Raw genomic sequence first — 1,433 nt, forward strand, 5'->3', positions numbered from 1 at the left:
ATATATTCCATCGAATAAGTTATAATTGAAGCCGGGGCAATCTTCCAATAAATTTCACCGGAAAAATTATCGGCAGAGGATTTTCTAACTTGCCGGTTATCGTAAGAAAATTTGGCGCCGAGAATTTTCGAGTAATCGGAATTAAAGTCTATTTGCAAGCCGTCTTTGTTTTGTTCAATGAGAACGAAATCACTGAAGGCATCCTGAAATATTTTGTCTTCCGAATATCCATCCGTATTTCTGTACCGGAAGTATTTTTTTGCGGAAGGGAAGTAGCTCACATCAAAATTCCAGTTGCCGAGCGCATTCCCCAAATTCAAAGTGGAGTTTACTGAAAGTGTTAAATAGTCGTATGAATATTCCGGATTTGTATAGAGGGATGCATATTGATTTTTAATCTGCGGCGTAACGACTCTAAAAAATCCGCTCTCGTTAATTGATGAATACGAAATCCATGAATCGAAAAGTATTTCGTTCGAAAGCGTGTTGTGTCCCGTAATGTTCGGATTGTAGTATTTTGTTTTGTAGTGATTCCAAACGGCAACGGTAAGTTCACGTGTTATCCAGCGGATTGAATTAACAGACTCAAATTCATTTTTTGCGTTCTGTTTATTTATTGTTCCGAACCAAGTGTAAGCGGTTAATCTTTTATCGAAGAACCACGTTCTTAAATTTGTTGTGAAGTTGTAATCGGTTCTTTCTTTTTGTTGTTTGATCCCTCCGATCAAATCAACATAAAAAGTTAGGTTGTCGGTCCATCTAAAATCGCCCGTGTACCATTTATTTTGCTTGCTGTCCAAAACCCATGTGATGTCGTACTTAATATTATCGCGCACATCTCTTAGTTTGATTCCAACATCAATATCTTCGATGTTCCTTGTGTTGACAGCAAGTCCGGGATACAAATCACTCGACTCTGTGAAGAAAGGTCTTTTCTCAGGATATGAAGTCGGCACATCATCAACATTGATAATTAATCTATCGGTTTCTATCTGCGCAAAATCGGGATTCACCGTTGCAAGAATTGTCATTGAAGAGAGCGGATTATATTTCGCTTCGCCGCCAAATTTAAATTTGCCGTCGCTTTGTTTATCGCTGATATTATTTTTGAAGGAATAAAATGAGTAGGGCGTAAAGAACAAACTTGTTTCTTTCTTCAACCCGGTAAGCCCTTGTATTTTGCGAAAGTCGCTTACTCTGAACGGCTGATTCTTATCGACAAGCTGACTCAAAATAATTTCTTTGTTCGCGGCATATTCGCGCTTGAACATTATGCCCCAATCTTGTTCGTCTTTATCCTGAAAACTGATTGATGAAAGCGGAAGCTGGAATTCGAAACTCCAGTGATCTTCTTCGACTGATGTTGCTGAATTGAATATTGTATCCCACTTGAAATCCCACGTGCCGTAAGCATCGAGTGTTCCATCCACAAT

The 1,433-nt window shown here is 38.8% G+C and carries 1 protein-coding gene; it reads right to left on the reverse strand.

What is annotated here, in order from left to right:
- Positions 1–1,433: DUF5916 domain-containing protein (locus CJD30_RS11635; RefSeq protein WP_294919342.1), on the reverse strand; the 1,433-nt coding region annotated here is incomplete at both ends.

Origin of the sequence: Sulfuricurvum sp. PD_MW2, assembly GCF_002633015.1 — a bacterium.
GTDB lineage: Bacteria > Campylobacterota > Campylobacteria > Campylobacterales > Sulfurimonadaceae > Sulfuricurvum.